The sequence below is a fragment of the Blastococcus litoris genome, from assembly GCF_003075095.1.
GTDB lineage: Bacteria > Actinomycetota > Actinomycetes > Mycobacteriales > Geodermatophilaceae > Blastococcus_B > Blastococcus_B litoris.
Window position 1 is genome coordinate 475,444 of record NZ_QCZF01000001.1, and the last position, 18,076, is coordinate 493,519.

The following is an 18,076-nucleotide window of genomic DNA, read 5'->3' on the forward strand; positions in this document are numbered from 1 at the left end:
CCCCCGGCGGCTGTTCTTCGCCGTCGACCCGCCGGACGACGTCCGCGCCGACCTGGCCGCGGCGCTGGACCCCGTCCGCGCGCTGCCCGGTGCGCCGCGCTGGGGGACGCCCGACCGCTGGCACCTCACGCTGCTCTTCCTGGGCGCCGTCCCGGAGGACCGTGTCGACGGGCTGCTGGCCGCGGCCGCCCCCGTCGTGGCGGCGGCGCCCGCCATGACCCTGCGGCTGGCCGGCGGCGGGCGGTTCGGCTCGGTGCGCCGCCCGCAGGTGGCGTGGGCCGGGCTGGACGGCGACGTCGTCCCGCTGGTGGAACTGGCCGGCCGGCTGGCGCACGCCGCCCGCGGACTCCGGCTCCCGGTGGAGGACCGCCCGTTCCGGCCGCACCTCACGCTCGGCCGCTGGCGCCCGGGCCGGCCGGCCGACGGCACGCTGACCGACCGGCTCGCGGGGTACCGGGGTCCCGCGTGGCCGGTGACCGAGGTGCGGCTGTGGGAGAGCCACCTCGGGCCGGAGCCGACCTACGACGTGGTCGACACCTGGCCGGTCACCAGGCGTACTCCATAGGAGCGGCCCGGTAGCCCGGGAAGATCTCGTCGAGCCGGGCGAGGGCCGCCTCGTCGAGCTCGACGTCGAGGGCCGCGAGCGAGCCCTCGAACTGCTCCATCGTGCGCGGCCCGACGATCGGGGCGGTCACCGCCGGCTGGTGCAGCAGCCAGGCCAGCCCGACGTCGGCGGGCGGCCGGCCGAGGTCGCGGCAGAACGCCTCGTACTGCTCGAGCGCCGGTCGGTGCTCCTCGATCCGCCTCTGCTGCCGTTCCTCGTTGCGCCGTCCACCCTCGCTCTTGGCCAGCACCCCGCCCAGCAGGCCACCGGCCAGCGGGCTCCACGGGATAATGCCCACGCCGTAGTGCTGCGCCGCGGGCAGCACCTCCAGCTCGACGTGCCGCGTCAGCAGGTTGTAGTGCGACTGCTCGCTGACCAGACCCTGGAAGGAGCGACGCGCGGCGGCCTCGTTGGCGGCGGCGATCTGCCAGGCGGCGTGGTTGGACGAGCCGACGTAGAGCACCTTGCCCTGGGCGACGAGGGTCTCGCAGGCCTGCCAGATCTCTTCCCACGGCGTGCGCAGGTCGACGTGGTGGAACTGGTAGAGGTCGATCCAGTCGGTGCCCATCCGGCGCAGCGACCCCTCGCACGCCCGCACGATGTTGCGCGCCGACAGGAACGTGTCGTTCGGCCAGTCCGACATCCCGCCGTAGACCTTGGTGGCCAGCACGACCTTCTCGCGCCGCTCGCCGCCCTGCGCGAACCAGCTGCCGAGGACCTCCTCGGTGCGGCCCTTGCCGGCGTCGAAGCCGTAGACGTTGGCGGTGTCGAAGAAGTTGACGCCCTCGGCCAGCGCCCGGTCCATGATCTCGTGGCTGTCGGCCTCCTCGGTCTTCCAGCCGAAGTTCATCGTGCCCAGGCACAGGCGGGAGACGGACAGGCCGCTGCGGCCCAGGTGCGTGTAGTCCACGGGGACCACCCTGGCACCCTGGTCGCCGTGCCGCAGGACGACCCGACCACCGCGTTCGACGCCGCCACCGCCGTCCGGCGTACCGACGGAGGGGGCCTCGCCGCCGCTCTCGATCCGGGCTGGGACGTCGGCAACGGCATCCTCAACGGCGGCTACCTGCTCTCCGTCGTGGGCCGGGCCGCGGTGCTCGAGAGCCCGCACGCCCACCCGGTCGCCGTGTCGGCCAGCTACCTGCGGGCGCCGGCGCCCGGCCCGGCGACGCTCACGGTGGTGCCCGGCCCGTCCGGCCGCACCCTGGCGCACTCGTTCGTCACGCTGTCCGACGCCGGCGGCCCGGCGCTGACGGTCCAGGCCACGACGGCGACCCTGGGCGCCGCGCCGTCGGACTACGGCCACCCGATGCCCGACGTCCCGCCGGTGGAGGAGTGCTTCTCCGTGGCCGAGCACCGCGACCTCGCACCGCCCGGGGTGCAGGTGCCGGGGCTCTCGCTGCGCGTGGACACCCGGCTCGACGTCGCCACCGCGGGGTGGGCGTTCGGGCAGCCGTCGGGGGAGCCGGTGCTGCGAGCCTGGATGCGCTTCGCTGACGGCCGCGAGCCGGACCCGCTGGCGCTGCTCACCTTCGCCGACGCGCTCCCGCCCACGAGCTTCGCGATGGGCAACATGGGCTGGGCGCCGACGGTGCAGCTGCAGGTGCTCGTCCGGGCGCTGCCGGCGCCCGGGTGGTGCCTGGTCGAGGCGCGGTCCAGCGAGATCGCCGGCGGATGGGTCGACGAGGACTACCGGATCTGGGACTCCACGGGCCGGCTGGTGGCGCAGAGCCGGCAGCTCGCCCGCGCTCCCCGGTGAGCGACGGCGCCGTCGCGGAACGACCGCCGACCGGCGACCCCCGGCTCGCCTCCGGTCAGCCGCCCGGCAGCTCGACGTCGCCGGTGAGGTAGCGCTGCACGGTCGGGCCGATCGCGGCGACGATCGTCTCCGGTGCGGCGGTGGCCAGAGGCTCCACCTTCAGCACGTACCGCGCCATGACCAGGCCGATCAGCTGGGAGGCGGCGAGGGAGCCGCGGGCCTCGCGCTCGGCAGGCGGCAGTCCGAGGGTGCCGACGACGCGCCGGAGGATCTGCGAGACGAGGAACTCGCGCAGCAGCTTGGCGGTCCACTCGTGGGCGACGGCGGACCTGACCAGCGCGAGGGCCGCGGGGCGCATGGGCCCGTCCCACACGCGCAGCAGCAGCCGCACGACGTTCTCGCCGAGGTGGTCGCGGCCCCCGGCGAGCACCTCGGGCAGCAGGTCGGCGGGATTGGCCGGCGCCTCGATCGCGGCGAGGAACAGCTTGTCCTTGTTGCCGAAGTAGTGGTGGACCAGGGCCGGGTCGACGCCTGCCGCCCCGGCGATGCCGCGGATGGTCGCGCCGTCGAAGCCGCGCTCCGCGAACGCCTCCCGGGCAGCGCTCAGGACGGCGTCCCGGGTGTCGGGGTTCCCGGGCCGCCGTCCTGACCGACGTGCGGGTCCTGCCGTGCTCAGGCCGTCCTCCTCCGCAGGGTCGCCGCCGCGAGGGCGAGGGCGACGAGGGCCGCGCCGGCGACGACGGCGACGTCCAGCCACATCGTGCCGGTCGCCTCGGCGGACCGCCCGACCTCCTGCAGCGCCTCGACCGCGTAGGTGAGGGGGAGGAGGTTGCTGATGGTCTGCAGCCAGCCGGCCATCTGGTCGACCGGGATCAGGAGACCGCACAGGAAGAACTGCGGCAGCACGATGACCGGCATGAACTGCACGGCCTGGAACTCGGTGCGGGCGAAGGCGCTGGCCAGCAGTCCCAGGGCCACGCCGAGCACGGCGTCGACGACGGCGATCAGCACCACCAACCAGACCGACCCGGCGACCTCCAGGTCGTAGACCGTCGTCGCCACCGTGACGGTGACCCCCGCCTGCAGCGCCGCCGCGAGACCGAACGCCAGCCCGTACCCCAGGAGCAGGTCGAGACGGGCCAGGGGGGTGGTGAGCAGGCGCTCGAGGGTCCCGGAGGTGCGCTCCCGCAGCATGGCGATGCTGGTCACCAGGAACATGACCACGAACGGCAGGATCCCCAGCATGGTCAGGCCGACCCGGTCGAAGATGCCCGGCTGGCCCGGCAGGGTCGGCACGTCCTTCCACAGCAGGTAGAGCAGGCCGAGCAGCAGGCTGGGCAGGACCAGCAGCATCGCGATGGTGCGGTGGTCGTGCGCGAGCTGGCGGAGCACGCGCCGGGCGGTGGCCGCGGTCAGCCGCGGGCTCAGGTGCGTGGGCGTCGCTCGCGGTCGGTCGATCGTCGCGGCGGTCATGCCGCCACCTCCTCACGGGCCCGGACCAGGTTGAGGAAGGCCTCCTCCAGGTCCTCGGAACGACCGTCGGCGCGTAGCTGCGCCGGCGTGGAGTCGGCGATGAGCTCGCCGCCGCGGAGCAGGAGCAGCCGGTCGCAGCGGCCGGCCTCGTCCATCACGTGGCTGGAGACGATCAGCGTCGTCCCGGCGGCGGCCAGCGCGTGGAACCTCTCCCACAGCTCGACCCGCAGCACCGGGTCCAGCCCGACGGTCGGCTCGTCGAGCACCAGCACCTCGGGGCTGCCGACCAGCGCGCAGGCCAGCGACGCACGCCCCTGCTGGCCGCCCGAGAGGTCGCGCACCAGCTGGCCGGCGGCGTCGGCCAGCCCGACGTCCGCGACGGCCGCGTCGGCCTCGCGGGTGCCCATCCCGTAGAGGGCGGCGAAGTAGCGGGCGTTCTCCCGGACGGTGAGGTCCTCGTAGACGCTCGGCGCCTGGGTCACGTAGCCCACCCGCGTGCGCAGGGGGGCGGACCCGGCGGGCTCGCCGAGGACGGTGACCTCGCCCGAGCGGACCTGCTGCACGCCGACGATCGCGCGCATCAGCGTGGTCTTCCCGCTGCCGCTCGGCCCGAGCAGACCGGTCACCTGACCGGCGGGCACGGTGAACGACAGCCCGGGGAGCACGCGTCTGCGGCCCCGGTCGACGACCAGATCGGTGACGGTGACGGCGTCCATGGCCGACCTCCAGAACTCAACGGCTGATGAACTCAACGCTAGATGAGTTCATCAGAACCGTCAACGGTGCCGAAGGTCCCTACCGCACGGGCGGCGCGGCGGTGACGGGGCGGTCGGGCGAGGGATCACGGGCTGGGAGGATGGCGCGGTGGCCGGCCCTGTCGTCATCACCGATCCGCTGGACCCGCGGGTGGCCGACTTCCGCGACCTCAAGGCGGGCGACCGGCCGGCGGGTACGGCCCGCGGCACGGGGACGGTGATCGTGGAGGGCGTGCCCGCGGTGGAGCGGCTCCTGGCCTCGCCCTACCGGGTGCGCGCGGTGTTCGGCGTCCCCAGGCGGGTGGCGGCGCTGGACCTCCCCGACGGCGTGCCGGCCTACGAAGCGGACAAGTGGGTGCTCTCGGAGGTCATCGGTTTCCGGCTCACCCGCGGCGTCGTGGCCTCGGCCGACCGCCGCCCGCCCGCGGACCTCGACGACCTGCTCGCCGGGCCGGACCCAGCGGCCCCCCGGCGGCTGGCCGTCCTCGAGGCGCTCAACGACGCTGAGAACCTGGGCTCGATCGCGCGCTCGGCCGTCGCGCTCGGCGTGGACGGCCTGCTGCTCGACCCGCGCTGCGCCGATCCGCTCTACCGGCGGTCGGTGCGGGTCTCGATGGGGCACGTGCTGGGCCTGCCGTTCGCCGTCCTGCCGGAGTGGCCGGAGGGCCTGGAGCGGCTGCACCACGCCGGTTACACGACCGTGGCCCTGACCCCGGCCGCGGACGCCGTCGACCTGGGTGACCTCGACCCCGTCGCGCACCCGCGGACGGCGGTGCTCCTCGGGGCGGAAGGGCCGGGGCTCACGCCCGAGGCGCAGCGGGCCGCGACCGTGCGCGCCCGCATCCCGATGCGCGCGGGGGTGGACTCGCTCGGTGTGGCGGCCGCCGCCGCCATCGCCTTCGCGACCCTGCGCTAACCCCGCAGCGAGAAGCGCGCCAGGTGCGCCCGGGCCTCCTCGGCGTGCGCGGGGTTGCACATGACGTCGTAGCGGCCGGCCACGATCCGGCTGGTGCTCACGAAGTCGCGCTTGCCGCCCATGGTCGAGTAGCCGATGGCGCCGAAGATCGCGCCGAACACCAGGCCGACCAGCAGGCCGCTGAGCACCGAGCCGATCCAGCCCCCGCCGTCGGTGGAGAAGATCCCGAGCAGGAGACCGACGAACAGGCCCCACCACGCGCCGCCGGCCGCTCCCGCCGCGACCGCACGCCCCATCGTGAGCCGGCCGGTGACCTTCTCGACCTGCCGCAGGTCCGAGCCGATGATCGTCACGTTCTCCACCGCGAACTTCTGGTCGGAGAGGTAGTCGACCGCGGCCTGTGCCTGCTCGTAGCTGTCGTAGGAACCCACCTGGACGCCGCCCAGCGGCATCGACACCGAAGCTGACATGTCCCCTCCAACGACCCGGTCAGGGGCACTGTTCCACGGCCCCTGTGCAGGGTCCCACCGCGAGCGCGCGAGTGGTGGGGGGCCGAGGAGTCCTTCCTCAGCGGTGGCGGCGGACCCCGAAGACGATGTCCTCCCACGCCGGGATGCGGGCGCGCGGGTCCTCGCCGTCGTCCCCGTCCTCGCCGCTGCGGCCGAGCACGACGGTGTCGTGGTCGGCGACCTCGTCGAGCAGGGCGTCGAACGTCCGCTCGTCGGCCGGTGAGCCGCTGGCCGGGTGCACGTCGCGCACCGGGGCATCCTCGTGGCCGAGCAGCTCGGCCGGAAGGATCTCGGGGGTCACGGTGTCGTGCACGACCGGCTCGTCGTCGGGCCGGACCACGCTGACCGAGCGCGGACGGGCGGCCGGCGCCAGTACCCCGGCGGGGACCTCGGGCACGACCCGCACGAGCCGGGTGCCCTCCGCGAAGTCCATGGTGGCCGCGTCGAACGGCGCGACCGTGCGCGAGGGCAGGTCGAACGTCCAGCGGGTGAGACCGGACTTGTCGCCGGCCCGCCACGCGCCGGTGACCTGCCAGGTGCCGTCGTGGGTGCGGTGGGCGTCCCAGCTGACGTCGTCGACGTCGGAGTCGATCAGCCGGAGCCGCTCGTCCATGAACCGGTGCAGCGCGCCGCCGGGCGAGCCCTCGCTGAGCCGGACGCGGGCCTCGCGGGCCTGCTCGGCGATCCGCTGGCGCTCCTGGATCACCGGGTGGGCGAAGCGCATGATCCGCTCGACCCGGGTGCCCGACGCCGCGGCGACCTGCTCGGGCGTCTCGCCGGCGCGGATCCGGGCCTGGATCACCCGCGGGGGGAGCTCCACGCCGGCGTCCACGTCGATCTGGGTGAGCCGGCGGGCGTCGCCCCGGGCCGCCGCGCGCACGCGCTCGTCGATGGGCAGCTCGAACCGCTCGCCCTCCGCGCCGTCGGCGCCCTCGGTGGCGAGCACGAGGCTCATGCCGTCGTCGGAGAGCGCCACGAGGCGCAGCGTGCGCATGGGCGGACCTCCTGACTGCGCCACCGGTCGCCGGTGAGACGGACCGGAGCACGAGGCTATCCGCGCGCCGCGACCCCGGCGCGGAGGCGACGCGGCGTGGCGCGTCCCGGCGCCGCTCGCGCAGACACCCCACGAGGGGGGTGCGGACCGCTACCTTCCCCGCCGATACGTGCCATGTCACGTGTACGCAACATGCGGTCCGCACCATGGGCCGCGAGCAGGACGAGGAGGTGTCCACATGGTCAGCCCGCTGACCGACCGCCGGCAGGGTCCGCCCGCCGGGGTCCTGGCCGCCCCTACCGAGGCCTCGCCGGAGCTGCTGCCCGCCGCGGTGCGCCGCGCCGTCACCGGGATCGCGGCCGCCCCGGGCGCCTGGTGCCCCGCGCTGTCGCCGGACGGCACGCACGTCGCCTACGTCACCGACCGGTCCGGTCTGCCGCGCCTCGAGGTCGCCGACCTCGACGGGGCGGCGCCGCCGGCGGTGCTCTCCGCGCCGGCCCAGGAGGTCGTCTCCGTCGCCTGGTCGCCCGACGGTGCGTGGCTGGCCTACCTGGTGAGCCCCGGCGGCTCCATCTGCGCCGAGCTGCACGTCGTGCGGCCCGACGGCAGCGACGCCCGGCTGCTCGCCGGGGAGGACCCGCGCGCCACCGTCTTCGCCGGAGGCTGGACCGGGCCGAACCACTACGCGTGCTCCGTCGCGCCGGGTGACGGGCCCGACGCCGACGTCGTCCTCGTCGACGTCGCCACCGGCGAGCAGCGCACCCTGGCCACCGGCGGGTTCCTCTCCGTCACCTCGGTCTCCGCCGACCAGCGCCTCGTGCTCGCCCGCCGCGGGCCCCGCGCCCACCGCCACGTCGTCGTCGTCGACGTCGCGACGGGCGTGCAGCGCAGGCTCATCGGCCGGGAGGCGCCCGGCGGGGCCGCCTCGGAGGACGGCCGCTTCGGTGCCGACGGCCGGTCGGTGTTCGTGCGCGCGTCCCTGCCCGGAGAGCCCTTCACCGACCGGGCCGGTCTGGTGCAGGTGGCCCTGACCGACGACGGCGTCCCGGGAGCGGGCCGCGTCGTCCTCCGCCGTCCGGACGCCGACCTGGACGGCTACGCCCTGCGCTCGGATGGGACGGTCCTCGCCGTCTGGAACGCCGGCGGGATCACCGAGCTGCGCGTGCACGCGCTGTCCGACGGCTCCTGCATCCGCGAGATCGCGCTCCCCGAGCCGGTCATGCCGGGCTGGTCGCTGTCGACCGACGGCCGGACCCTGGTCGCCGAGCTCACCGGCCCGCTGTCGCCGCGTGCCCTGCACCGCATCTCCCTGGACGACGGGACGCCGCAGCCCCTGCACTCCGCGCCGGCCCCTCCCCGCCGCGCCGGTCTCGTGGCGCCGGTCCGGTACGACTACGTCGCCCCGGACGGGATGCCGCTGTCGGGCTGGCTCTACACGCCCCGGGGGGTGCGCGGCCCCAACCGGACCGTCGTCACCTTCCACGGCGGGCCGGAGGGGCAGGAGCGCCCGGACTGGTCGCCGCTGGCCCAGTCCCTCGTGGCCACCGGGCTCACCGTCTTCGCGCCGAACGTCCGGGGATCCGGGGGCTTCGGGCGCGCGTTCCTGATCGCCGACGACGGTCCGGCGCGGGAGGCGTCCTTCGAGGACGTCCGGACGACGGTCGACGCGCTGGTCACCGGGGGCATCGCCGAGCCCGGCCGGATCGGCGCCCACGGCTGGTCCTACGGCGGCTACCTGACCCTGGTGGCCCTGACCCGCTGGCCCGAGCTGTTCGCCGCCGGCGTGACCGGCGCCGGGATGAGCGACCTGCGCACGTTCTTCGCCGGCACGGAGCCGTGGATGGCGGCGGCGTCGGTCACCGAGTACGGCGACGCCGTCGCCGACCGGGACCTGCTGGCGGCGCTCTCGCCGATCACGGTGCTGGAGCGGCTGACCTCCCCGGTGCTGTTCGTGCACGGCGACCGGGACACGAACGTGCCGGTGGCGGAGTCGGTGCAGGCGCACCAGGAGCTGCAGGCGCGGGGCGCGCCCAGCGATCTGCTGCTGCTGGCGGGTGAGGGGCACACCATCGTGGGCCGCGAGCACCTGGTCGAACTCGGCGAGCGGGTCGCCGCCTGGTTCGATCGCTGGTTGTGATCAGCCAGGACCCCCTCGCCGACTACCCGGCACCCCCCGCGGACGAGGCCGTCACCCAGGACGGCCGGCTCCGGGGCGGGTACGCGCGGCTGGAGCCGGTGCTGCGCGGGTGGGGGACGGCGGGGCTGGCCACCGCGGCGACGGCGGTGGCCACCGGTCACGCCGCGCGCGAGGTGTCGGTGGCGGCCTGGGCCGACGGCCGGCAGACGGTGCGCCCGTTCCCCCTCGACCCGGTACCGCGGATCCTCCCGGCCGCCGAGTGGGCGCGGATCGCGGCCGGGGTCGAGCAGCGGCACCGGGCGCTCAACGCCTTCCTCGCCGACGCGTACCGGGCGGCCGGACGGCGCCGCGGTGACGTCGACCGCGACCCGCAGGTGGTGCGCGCCGGCGTGCTCCCGGAGTGGGCGGTCGCGCACAGCCCCGGCCGGGACCCCGACGCGGTGGGCCAGGCGTGGCCGGGCCAGCCACGCGCCACCGTGGCAGGCGCCGACGTCGTGCGGACCGCGGCGGGGGAGTGGGTGGTCACCGCCGACCACCTGCGGGTGCCGGCCGGCCTCGGCTACGCGCTCGCCGCGCACGCCACGCTCGCCGACGCCGTGCCCGAGCTGCTGGCCGCGGGCGGGCAGCTCGCCGATCCGCTCGACGCCGTCCCCCTGCTGCGCGCCGGGCTGGCGACCGCGGCCCCGCCGGCATGCACCGGGGAGCCGCGGATCGCCGTCCTCACCGCCGGCGAGAGCGACAACGCCTGGTTCGAGCACCGGCTGCTCGCCGACGTCCTGGGTGTGCCGCTGGTCCGGGCCGGTGACCTGTGGCCCCGGATCGACGGCGGTGTGGAGGCCGCCGTCGACGGCGAGCGGGTGCCTGTCGACGTCCTCTACCGGCGCTTCGACGACGGGCTGCTCGCCGCCTTCCGCACCCCCACCGGGCAGTCGCTGGACTCCCTCCTCACCGAGGCCGTGCGGGCCGGTCGGCTGGGTCTGGCCAACGTGCCGGGCAACGAGCTCGCCGACGACGTGGCGGGCTACGCGTGGGTGCCGGAGATGATCCGCTTCTACCTCGGTGAGGAGCCCCTGCTGGGCAGCGTGCCCACGTGGGTGCTCGCCCACGAGGAGCAGTGGGCGCAGGTCCGCGATCGGCTGCACGAGCTCGTCGTGACGCCCGTCGTCGGGTACGGCGGCCGCGGGACCGTCGTGGGGCCGGCGTGCACCGCGGCGGAGCTGGCCTTCCTGCAGGCGGAGGTGTCCGCCGCCCCCTACCGCTTCGTGGCGCGCGAGCCGGTGACGCCGACGACGCTGCCGTCGCTGGTCGACGGCTCGCTGCAGCCCCGGTTCGTGGACCTCCGGGTGCTCTCGGTCGCGGGCCGGGACGGCGGGGCGACCGCGCTCCCGGCCCCGCTGACGCGGGTGGCCGACGTCGCCCAGCCGGCCGGCTGGTGGTCCGGCGGCGCGAAGGACACCTGGATCGCGGGCTGACCGGTCAGCCGGATGCGGCGGCCGACGTCCGGCCGACGAGCGCGCTGGTGATCACGACGGTGGTGCCCTCCGGGCTGGGGGTGGCGGTGATCTCCCCGAAGGCGCTCATCAGCGTCGAGCCGCGCCCCCGGTCCATGCTGGGCACCCGCTCGCGCCACTGGCCGTAGTCGCGCACCGCGATGCGGACGTACCCGTCGCCGAGGGCGGCGGAGACGTCGACGAAGGGCTCGGTGGGACCCTGCGCGTGCTCGACCGCGTTGGTCGCCGCCTCGCACGCGGCCAGGAGCAGGTCGTAGGCCTGGTCCTCGTCTACGCCGGCTGCCTCCAGCCAGCCGCGCAGCCGCCGGCGGAGGACGGGGATGGACGACGCCGAGGACGGCAGCCGCCAGTGGGCGTCCTCACCGGGAGCCGCCTGCTGCGGCCGGCGCGGTGACGGCGGCACCGGCCGGGCCGCGCCCTGGTCCGGTGGTGCCCAGATGGGTGCGTGCGCGGCGGTCGGCCGGTCGGCGACCCCGTCGGCCGGCGGGGTCGGGGTGGAGGGGACGGCGGTGCGCCCGGCGGCACGGTCGAGGGCGACCCGCACGCGGGCGATCAGCTCGTCGGCCCGGAACGGCTTGGCCAGGTAGTCGTCGGCGCCGGCCTCGAGGCCCTCGACGGAGGCCTCCTGCCCCGCGCGCGCGGTCAGCATGATCACCGGGACCTGGCGGGTGGCTGGGTCGGCCCGCAGCGCGCGGAGCAGCTCGAAGCCGTCGACCCGCGGCATCATCACGTCGGTCAGGACGACGTCGGGGAGCGCCTCGGCCACCGCCTGGAGCGCCTCCTCGCCGTTGGCGGTCGTCCGCACCGTCCAGTGCGGACCGAGCAGCCGGGTGAGGTAGGCGCGCATGTCGGCGTTGTCGTCGACGACGAGGATGCTCGCCCCCGACGACGGGCCGGCGGCGGGCCGGCCGGGCCGGCTGGTGTCCTCCTCCCAGCTCGCGGCCTCGCCACGCGCCGCGTCCGACGGGCTGACGGCCCGCGAGCCACCCTCGGCCACGTCCGGGACGCCGTAGGGCAGCGCGACGGTGAAGGTGCTGCCGACGCCGGGTTCGCTGGCCACCGAGACGGTGCCCCCGTGCAGGGCCGCGAGCTCGTGCACGAGCGCCAGCCCGATGCCGGTGCCCTCCCGGGTGCGGGCCGTGGCGCCGGCGACCCGGTGGAAGCGCTCGAACAGCTGGGGCAGCTCCTCGGCGACGATCCCCACGCCGGTGTCGGCCACGGTCAACCGGAAGCCGTCGTCGTCGGCGCGCAGGGCCACGTCGATGCCGCCGACGAAGGTGTACTTGACGGCGTTGGCCAGCAGGTTGACCACGACCTTCTCCCACATGCGCGGGTCGACGAAGGCCGGGCGGTCCAGGGGCGGGCAGTCGACCGTGAGGCGCAGGCCGGCGCGCTCGGTCGCGGCCCGGAAGATCCCGGCCAGCTCCGCGGTGAACGTGGCGACGTCGGTCTCGACCCGCACCGGGGTGGCCCGCCCGGCCTCGATGCTGGCGAAGTCGAGCAGGTCGTTGACCAGCCGCTGCAGCCGCTGGCCGTTGCGCACGGCCAGCTGCAGCTGCTCCCGGGCGCCGGGGGGCAGGGGCTCGTCGGTGTCGTCGAGGACGTCGCCGATCGGGCCCAGCAGCAGCGTGAGCGGGGTGCGCAGCTCGTGGCTCACGTCGGAGAAGAAGGTCGTCTTCGCGCGGTCGAGCTCGGCGAGCGACTCGGCCCGCACGCGCTCGGCCTCGAACGCGCGGATGTTGGCCACGACGGCGGCGAACTGGCCGGCGACGAGCTGGTGGAAGGACCGGTACTCGGCGTCCAGCGCCCGGTTGGGGCTCTTCCCGACGAGGAGGTACCCGACCGGCTCCGCCTCGTGGGACGCCGAGACGGGCAGGACCACGGCCTCGGTCACCGCGTCGCCGAAGGGGCCACCGGTGACGCCGAGGTGCCCGACGTCCGTCGGGAGCGCGTCGGGGCCCGCCACCTCGGGCAGCAGTGCGGCATCGCAGCCGGTGGCCGCCACCAACCGGTAGGGCCGCTCGCCGGGCAGGGAGAGGTAGACCGCCGCGAACGGCAGGTCGAGGACGTCGCCGCCCAGCGCCCGGCACATCGCGGTGACGGTCTCCCGCTCGTCGCCCAGCTGGCCCCCCACCAGGGAGAGCTCGTGCAGCAGCCGCTGCCGCCGCTCACCGAGGATCTGGCCGGTCACCTCGGTGCAGACGCCGTGCATGCCGGCGACCGTGCCGTCGTCGTCGAACGCCGGCGCGTGGGAGACGGTGAAGTAGGTCTCCTCGCGGTACCCCGACCGCTCCAGCAGGAGCAGCAGACCGGGCAGCCAGGAGGCCTCCAGCGTCTCCATCGCGTGGGCGATCGGTGGGCCGAGGGCGTCCCAGCCCTCGGCGAGGGTCACCCGGATGTCCTCGCCGATGGCCGGGTGCTTCGCCCCGATGAAGGGGGCGTAGGCGTCGTTGTAGAACTGCGTGAACTCCGGGCCCCACGTGAGGACCATCGGGAACCGCGACACGAGCACCGTGCGGACGGCGTGCCGCAGGCCCGCCGGCCACGAGTCGACCGGCCCGACCGGGCTGCTCGCCCAGTCGTGGGCCGCCATCAGCCGTCCGGCATCACCACCTGCGGCGAACAGCTCGCCGCCGCCGGATCCCGAGGACACGGGAACCACACTCACCTCCAGCCGACGACAGGCACGCCTGACTCGGCTCGAACGTCGGTTTCCGGACGCTACCCGGCGCCCCTGGGGGCCCCGCCGCGTCCTCCTACAGGCGCTCCACCACGTGGTCGATGCACGCGGTCAGCGCGCTCACGTCGTCCGGGTCGACGGCGGGGAACATGCCCACGCGCAGCTGGTTGCGGCCCAGCTTGCGGTAGGGCTCCACGTCGACGACGCCGTTGGCCCGGAGCGTCTTCGCGATGGCGGCGGCGTCCACCGAGTCCGCGAAGTCGACGGTGCCGACGACGAGGGAGCGGTGCGCGGGGTCGGCCACGAAGGGGGTGGCGTACTCCGACTTCTCCGCCCAGCCGTAGAGCCGGCTCGAGGACTCCGTGGTCCGGGCGACCGCACCCGACAGCCCGCCGAGCGACAGCAGCCAGCGGATCTGGTCGGCGAGCAGGAACAGCGTCGCGACCGCGGGGGTGTTGTAGGTCTGGTCCTTGGACGAGTTGTCCACCGCGATCGACAGGTCGAGGAAGCCGGGGATCCAGCGGCCGGAGGCCTTGATCTCCGCGACCCGGGCCAGGGCGTCGCCGGACATCACGGCGACCCACAGCCCGCCGTCGGCGGCGAAGGACTTCTGCGGGGCGAAGTAGTAGACGTCGGTCTGCGCGATGTCGACCGGCAGGCCGCCGGCGCCGCTGGTGGCGTCGACGAGCACCAGCGCGTCGTCGTCGCCGCCGTGCGGGCGCTGGATCGGCGCCATCACGCCGGTCGAGGTCTCGTTGTGGGCCCAGCCGTAGGCGTCGATGCCGGCCTGCCCCGTGGGCAGCGCGAGCGATCCGGGAGCGCCCGCGGCGATCACCGGCTCGCCGAGGAAGGGCGTCTCCTTGACCCCGGAGGCGAACTTGGCGGAGAACTCGCCGTAGGTGCCGAAGGCGGCGCGGTCGCGGATGAGGCCGAATGCCGCGGCGTCCCAGAACGCCGTCGTCCCACCGTTGCCCAGGACCACCTCGTAGCCGTCGGGGAGGTCGAACAGCTGGGTGAGGCCCTCGCGGATCTCCCTGACCAGGTTCTTCACCGGTGCCTGCCGGTGCGAGGTGCCCATGACCGCCGCGCCGTCGCCGGCCAGCGCGCGCAGCGCCTCGGGGCGGACCTTGGAGGGTCCGCAGCCGAACCGGCCGTCGGCGGGCAGGAGCTCTGCGGGGATGGTGATGGTCACCGGGCGTGCCTCTCGGTTCTCGTCAGCGGGTGGTGCGACGACGGCCCGGGACCGCAGGGGTGCGGGACCGGGCCGTCGAGGTCAGGGAGTGCGCCGTCAGGCAGGCGCGACCTGGGTCGTGGTCTTCGTCTGGATGGTGTCCCAGCCCTCGACCTCGTCGGGCTTGCGCGGGTCGGGCCCGATGTAGCGGGCCGAGGGGCGCACGAGGCGGCCGGTGTTCTTCTGCTCGAGGATGTGCGCGCACCAGCCGGCGGTGCGGGCACAGGTGAACATCGAGGTGAACATGTGCGCGGGGACCTCGGCGAAGTCGAGGACGATCGCCGCCCAGAACTCGACGTTGGTCTCGACCGGCCGGTCGGGACGGCGCTCGCGCAGCTCCTTGAGGGCGGCGTTCTCCAGGGCGAGGGCGGCCTCGAAGCGCGGGGCGCCGAGCTCCTCGGCGGAGCGGCGGAGCACGCGGGCGCGCGGGTCCTCGGCGCGGTAGACCCGGTGACCGAAGCCCATCAACCGCTCCTTGCGGTCGAGCAGGTCCTTCACGTACTTCTCCGCGTCGCCGGTCTTCTCCACCTCGTCGAGCATGTGCAGGACGCGGGAGGGGGCACCGCCGTGCAGCGGGCCCGACATGGCGCCGATGGCGCCCGACAGGGAGGCGGCGACGTCGGCGCCGGTGGAGGCGATGACGCGGGCGGTGAAGGTGGAGGCGTTCATGCCGTGCTCGGCGGCCGACGTCCAGTAGGCGTCGACTGCCGCGACGTGGCGGGGGTCGGGCTCGCCGCGCCAGCGGATCATGAACCGCTCGACGATGGTCGAGGCCTCGTCGACCCGCTTCTGCGGGACGGCGGGGACGCCGATGCCGCGGGCGGACTGCGCCACGTAGGACAGCGCCATGACAGCGGCCCGGGCGAGCTCCTCGCGGGCCTCCTCGGCGTCGATGTCCAGCAGCGGGCGGTAGCCCCAGATCGGGGTCAGCATCGCCAGGGCGGCCTGGACGTCGACGCGCACGTCGCCGGTGTGCACGGGGATCGGGAACGGCTCGGCCGGCGGCAGACCCGGGCCGAACTTCCCGTCGACCAGGAGGGCCCAGACGTTGCCGAAGGTCACCTTGCCGACGAGGTCCTCGATGTCGACGCCGCGATAGCGGAGGGCGCCGCCGTCCTTGTCCGGTTCGGCGATCTCGGTCTCGAAGGCGATGACGCCTTCCAGGCCGGGTACGAAGTCGTCGGCCATCTCGCATGCTCCTCTGCGCGCGGACCCTGCGCGCCGGGGGCATGGCACGCAGATTGCCTTTCCGACCCTAGGCGGTGCGGGGGCGCCGGGTGCACGCGGGGCCGCTCCGGGCCTGGTCGGGAGCCCTCCTCGACCCCGCGCGACCTGCCCTCGCGAAGCCGGTGCGGGCGGACGGTGCCAGCATGGCGGCGTGCCCGACCTCACCCGCATGCGCAACGACTACACCGCCGGCCGGCTGACCGAGGAAGACCTCGCGGCCACGTGGGTGGAGCAGTTCGACAAGTGGTTCGCCGACGTCGTCGCCGCGGAGCTGCCCGAACCCAACGCGGTGGTGGTCGCCACGGCCGACGCCGACCGGGCGCCGGACGCCCGCGTCGTGCTCATGAAGGGCTACGACGAGTACGGGGTCGTCTTCGGCACCAGCTACGCCTCGGCGAAGGGCGCGCAGCTGGCCGCCAACCCGCGTGCCGCGCTCGTCTTCCCCTGGCACGCCCTGCAGCGTCAGGTCCGCATGACCGGCCGGGTGGAGAAGATCGGGCCCTCCGCGTCCGACGGGCTGTGGGACCCGCGGCCACGGGGCTCGCAGCTGGCGGCGGTGGCCTCGGTGCAGTCGACGGTCGTCGACTCGCGGGAGGAGCTCGCCGAGCGGGTGCGGCTGCTCGACGAGCAGACCCCGGGGGAGAAGGTGCCGCGGCCGGAAGCCTGGGGCGGCTACCGGGTGATCCCCGACCGCGTGGAGTTCTGGCAGGGCGGCAAGGACCGGCTGCACGACCGGCTGCGGTTCGTGCGCGACGACGAGGAGGGCGGCGGCTGGATCGTGCAGCGGCTGGCCCCGTGACGAAGGACCCCGCTGCCCCCCGTTCCTCGCAGGCTCGGCGCGGCCCCCTGCACCGGGGCCGGACGAGCGAACCGGAGCTCTCGTGACGTCTCCCGTCGACCCGGTCGAGGGGGGCAAGGCGGTCGAGGAGCCGGTGCCGGTGGACCGGCGGCGCGGCTGGGCGATCGACACCACGCCGCTGCGCAACCCGCACTACCGCCGGCTGTTCTGGGGCGTGGCCGCGACCATGCTCGGCCAGCAGATGACGCTGGTCGCCGTCCCGTTCCAGGTCTACGCGCTCACCGGGTCGTCGCTGCTGGTCGGCGTCACGTCCATCGTGGCGCTGGTCCCGCTGATCGTCTTCGGGCTGCTGGGCGGCGCGATCGCCGACGCGATGGACCGGCGCCGGCTGATCCTCATCACCTCCGTCGGCGCGGCGGTGACCAGCGCCCTGCTGGCGGCGCAGTCGCTGCTGCCCGGCGGGGGCAACCTGGTGGTCCTGTGGATCCTCACCGCCTGCGTCTCCGGTTTCGCCGCCGTCAACCAGCCGACCCGCAGCGCGGTGATCCCGGCGATCGTCGGCCCGGCCGGGGTCCCGGCGGCCAACGCGCTGGCCATGACGGTGCGGCAGGCCGGCGTGATCGTCGGACCGCTGCTGGCCGGCGTCCTCATCGGGATGGGCGAGCTGTTCCTCACCTACCTGGTCGACGCCCTCGGGTTCCTGGTGGCCGCGCTGCTGCTGCGCGGTCTGCCGTCGCTGCCGCCGCACGGGGTCGAGGGGCCGCTCCGGCTGCGGGCCGCCGTCCGTGGCGTGGGGGAGGGCTTCGCCTTCCTGCGCACGCAGCCGGTCCTGCTGATGACCTTCGTCGTCGACATCGTCGCGATGATGTTCGCGTGGCCGCAGGCGGTCTTCCCCGAGCTCTCGGAGACCCGGTACGCGGAGTCGCCCAACAGCCTCGGCTGGCTGTTCGCCGGGGTCTCGATCGGCGCACTGGTCATGGGGCTGACGTCGGGCTGGGTGTCGCGCGTCGACCGGCAGGGTGCCGTCGTCCTGGCCGCGATCGCGGTGTGGGGCGTGGCGATCATCGGCTTCGGCCTGGCCCCGACGCTGTGGTTGGCCGTGCTCTGCCTGGCGGTGGCCGGGGCCGGCGACATGGTGAGCGCCGTCCTGCGGTCCTCGATGCTCCAGCTCGCCGCGCCCGACGACATGCGCGGCCGGATGCAGGGCGTGTTCATCGTCGTCGTCGCGGGTGGACCGCGACTGGGTGACCTGCGGGCCGGGGCGATCGCCAGCGCCGCGTCGGTCAGCGTGGCGATGGTGTCCGGCGGCGTGGTCGTCGTCGTGGCGATGGCCGTGGTGGCGCTGGTGGTCCCGTCGTTCTGGCTCTTCCGCGCCTCGCGCTCCGCCGCGGAGGCCCGGCCGGGCTCGCCCGCCCCCGAGAGTGGCGAGGACCGGCCGGGCACCGCGTAGTCCTGCGCAGGCGTGGCGGCGCCTCGAACCC

General features: G+C 75.1%; 16 protein-coding genes. 7 read left to right on the top strand and 9 right to left on the bottom strand.

The window, feature by feature from the left end:
• Positions 1-10 precede the first annotated feature (10 nt).
• Positions 11-565 (top strand): RNA 2',3'-cyclic phosphodiesterase, encoded by a 555-nt coding sequence (gene thpR, locus DCS98_RS02385; protein WP_277394599.1) that lies wholly within the window; start codon positions 11-13, stop codon positions 563-565.
• On the opposite strand, the gene DCS98_RS02390 is transcribed toward thpR, so the two are convergent.
• Positions 546-1,514, bottom strand: a complete 969-nt coding sequence (locus tag DCS98_RS02390; RefSeq protein WP_116450133.1) for an aldo/keto reductase — start codon at positions 1,512-1,514, stop codon at positions 546-548. The two genes, thpR and DCS98_RS02390, sit on opposite strands and share 20 nt — an antisense overlap.
• A gap of 27 nt (positions 1,515-1,541) precedes the next feature.
• Here DCS98_RS02390 and DCS98_RS02395 point away from each other — a divergent pair, with 27 nt between their 5' ends.
• A complete protein-coding gene (locus DCS98_RS02395; RefSeq protein ID WP_116449716.1) occupies positions 1,542-2,363 on the top strand; it encodes a thioesterase family protein in 822 nt (273 codons plus the stop codon).
• Positions 2,364-2,418: 55 nt separating this feature from the next.
• Here DCS98_RS02395 and DCS98_RS02400 read toward each other — a convergent pair whose 3' ends face one another.
• The 3 genes from DCS98_RS02400 to DCS98_RS02410 are packed head-to-tail and all read right to left on the bottom strand — an operon-like array spanning position 2,419 to position 4,552.
• Positions 2,419-3,120, bottom strand: coding sequence for a TetR/AcrR family transcriptional regulator (locus tag DCS98_RS02400; RefSeq protein ID WP_206340059.1), 702 nt, complete (start codon positions 3,118-3,120; stop codon positions 2,419-2,421).
• Complete coding sequence (locus DCS98_RS02405; protein WP_206340060.1) at positions 3,036-3,836, bottom strand: ABC transporter permease; 801 nt, start codon at positions 3,834-3,836, stop codon at positions 3,036-3,038. The genes DCS98_RS02400 and DCS98_RS02405 overlap by 85 nt, the downstream gene beginning before the upstream one ends.
• On the bottom strand, positions 3,833-4,552 hold the full coding sequence (locus tag DCS98_RS02410; protein WP_116449717.1) for an ABC transporter ATP-binding protein: 720 nt from the start codon (positions 4,550-4,552) through the stop codon (positions 3,833-3,835). The genes DCS98_RS02405 and DCS98_RS02410 overlap by 4 nt, the downstream gene beginning before the upstream one ends.
• Before the next feature lie 148 nt (positions 4,553-4,700).
• Here DCS98_RS02410 and DCS98_RS02415 point away from each other — a divergent pair, with 148 nt between their 5' ends.
• Positions 4,701-5,507, top strand: a complete 807-nt coding sequence (locus tag DCS98_RS02415) for a TrmH family RNA methyltransferase (RefSeq protein WP_116449718.1) — start codon at positions 4,701-4,703, stop codon at positions 5,505-5,507.
• On the opposite strand, the gene DCS98_RS02420 is transcribed toward DCS98_RS02415, so the two are convergent.
• Positions 5,504-5,977, bottom strand: coding sequence for a YflT domain-containing protein (locus DCS98_RS02420; protein WP_116449719.1), 474 nt, complete (start codon positions 5,975-5,977; stop codon positions 5,504-5,506). The two genes, DCS98_RS02415 and DCS98_RS02420, sit on opposite strands and share 4 nt — an antisense overlap.
• A 97-nt stretch (positions 5,978-6,074) precedes the next feature.
• Positions 6,075-7,010, bottom strand: a complete 936-nt coding sequence (sepH, locus tag DCS98_RS02425) for a septation protein SepH (RefSeq protein WP_116449720.1) — start codon at positions 7,008-7,010, stop codon at positions 6,075-6,077.
• Between the two features lie 238 nt (positions 7,011-7,248).
• Between sepH and DCS98_RS02430 the strand changes: the two genes are divergently transcribed.
• Positions 7,249-9,147: a S9 family peptidase gene (locus tag DCS98_RS02430; RefSeq protein WP_116449721.1), complete on the top strand. Its 1,899-nt coding sequence runs from the start codon at positions 7,249-7,251 to the stop codon at positions 9,145-9,147.
• A complete protein-coding gene (locus DCS98_RS02435; RefSeq protein WP_241037054.1) occupies positions 9,144-10,619 on the top strand; it encodes a circularly permuted type 2 ATP-grasp protein in 1,476 nt (491 codons plus the stop codon). Before DCS98_RS02430 ends, DCS98_RS02435 begins: the two co-directional genes overlap by 4 nt.
• A gap of 4 nt (positions 10,620-10,623) precedes the next feature.
• Here DCS98_RS02435 and DCS98_RS02440 read toward each other — a convergent pair whose 3' ends face one another.
• From DCS98_RS02440 to DCS98_RS02450, 3 genes are all read right to left on the bottom strand, one after another.
• Positions 10,624-13,311, bottom strand: a complete 2,688-nt coding sequence (locus DCS98_RS02440) for an ATP-binding protein (RefSeq protein WP_241037056.1) — start codon at positions 13,309-13,311, stop codon at positions 10,624-10,626.
• A 103-nt stretch (positions 13,312-13,414) separates the two neighbouring features.
• Positions 13,415-14,530 carry a phosphoserine transaminase gene (serC, locus tag DCS98_RS02445; RefSeq protein ID WP_116449722.1) on the bottom strand — a complete coding sequence of 372 codons (1,116 nt, stop codon included), beginning with the start codon at positions 14,528-14,530 and terminating at the stop codon, positions 13,415-13,417.
• Positions 14,531-14,626: 96 nt separating this feature from the next.
• Entirely contained in the window at positions 14,627-15,757 is a 1,131-nt protein-coding gene (locus DCS98_RS02450; RefSeq protein ID WP_116449723.1) for a citrate synthase 2, read from the bottom strand.
• A 190-nt stretch (positions 15,758-15,947) separates the two neighbouring features.
• Here DCS98_RS02450 and pdxH point away from each other — a divergent pair, with 190 nt between their 5' ends.
• Positions 15,948-16,595: a pyridoxamine 5'-phosphate oxidase gene (pdxH, locus tag DCS98_RS02455; protein WP_241037059.1), complete on the top strand. Its 648-nt coding sequence runs from the start codon at positions 15,948-15,950 to the stop codon at positions 16,593-16,595.
• Between the two features lie 82 nt (positions 16,596-16,677).
• On the top strand, positions 16,678-18,045 hold the full coding sequence (locus DCS98_RS02460; protein WP_116449724.1) for an MFS transporter: 1,368 nt from the start codon (positions 16,678-16,680) through the stop codon (positions 18,043-18,045).
• Positions 18,046-18,076 lie beyond the last annotated feature (31 nt).

Excerpts from the sequence above, each read along its gene's own strand:
- DCS98_RS02430 (WP_116449721.1), top strand. The coding sequence starts at position 7,249 with ATGGTCAGCCCGCTGACCGACCGCCGGCAGGGTCCGCCCGCCGGGGTC.
- DCS98_RS02405 (WP_206340060.1), bottom strand. The coding sequence starts at position 3,836 with ATGACCGCCGCGACGATCGACCGACCGCGAGCGACGCCCACGCACCTG.
- DCS98_RS02450 (WP_116449723.1), bottom strand. The coding sequence starts at position 15,757 with ATGGCCGACGACTTCGTACCCGGCCTGGAAGGCGTCATCGCCTTCGAG.
- DCS98_RS02410 (WP_116449717.1), bottom strand. The coding sequence starts at position 4,552 with ATGGACGCCGTCACCGTCACCGATCTGGTCGTCGACCGGGGCCGCAGA.
- DCS98_RS02420 (WP_116449719.1), bottom strand. The coding sequence starts at position 5,977 with ATGTCAGCTTCGGTGTCGATGCCGCTGGGCGGCGTCCAGGTGGGTTCC.
- sepH (WP_116449720.1), bottom strand. The coding sequence starts at position 7,010 with ATGCGCACGCTGCGCCTCGTGGCGCTCTCCGACGACGGCATGAGCCTC.